The organism is Bradyrhizobium sp. Kon10 (genome assembly GCF_055807395.1).
Map to the genome: position 1 here is coordinate 1 of NZ_JBVVOZ010000229.1, position 270 is coordinate 270.

1 protein-coding gene is annotated in these 270 nt (G+C 60.0%); it reads left to right on the plus strand.

Going from position 1 to position 270, the window contains the following annotated elements; translation table 11 throughout:
* On the plus strand, positions 1-248 hold a 248-nt coding region (locus AC0L2O_RS36835), incomplete at its 5' end, for a cytochrome b/b6 domain-containing protein (RefSeq protein ID WP_473373210.1).
* Positions 249-270: the final 22 nt, after the last annotated feature.

Genomic DNA, 270 nt, shown 5'->3' on the forward strand with positions numbered 1-270 from the left:
CGATGGTGATCGTGCTGATCGCAGCCATGGCTTTAACCGCCCTTACCGGATGGTTGATGACCACGGACGCCTTTTTCGGCGTGTCGTGGGTCGAAGCGGCACACAGCCTCGCCGCGCACGGCTTGTTGCTGCTTGTTTTCCTTCACATCGGCGGTGTCGTGCTGGCAAGCTTTCGCCATCGCGAAAACCTGGTTAGAGCCATGGTTACAGGGCAAAAGCGCAAGGCGGAGCCGACCGATATCGCGTGAGCCTGATCTCACCCGACCCAGG